Annotated in this window: 2 tRNA genes; both read right to left on the bottom strand. The window is 40.5% G+C overall.

Going from position 1 to position 343, the window contains the following annotated elements:
- Window positions 1-121: 121 nt before the first annotated feature.
- Window positions 122-194: transfer RNA gene (locus HC026_RS12490), tRNA-Ala, on the bottom strand.
- 22 nt (window positions 195-216) lie between these two features.
- A tRNA-Ile gene (locus HC026_RS12485) sits at window positions 217-290 on the bottom strand.
- Between the last annotated feature and the right edge of the window lie 53 nt (window positions 291-343).

The following is a 343-nucleotide window of genomic DNA, read 5'->3' as shown; positions in this document are numbered from 1 at the left end:
CTAATAAAAAACTCAAAATACGCGGTGTTCTCGGCTTAATTAATGAAATTAATTAATATAAAAGAAAATTGATATTATCTAGTTTTCAAAGAACCAATTCTATGACCCCTTATGGGATCAATGGAGAATAGCGGGATCGAACCGCTGACCCCCTGCTTGCAAAGCAGGTGCTCTCCCATCTGAGCTAATTCCCCATAACAAACAAAGTTTGTTGAGTGGGCCTAAATGGACTCGAACCATCGACCTCACGCTTATCAGGCGTGCGCTCTAACCAGCTGAGCTATAGGCCCAAAAAGCGTTATTAATCTGAGAGTAGACCTCTCAAAACTAAACAAAGTTTTGT

It is taken from the genome of Secundilactobacillus angelensis (assembly GCF_012641075.1).
Classification (GTDB): domain Bacteria; phylum Bacillota; class Bacilli; order Lactobacillales; family Lactobacillaceae; genus Secundilactobacillus; species Secundilactobacillus angelensis.
The sequence above is the reverse complement of the archived record's forward strand: the minus strand, read 5'-3'. Positions and strand labels throughout refer to the sequence as shown.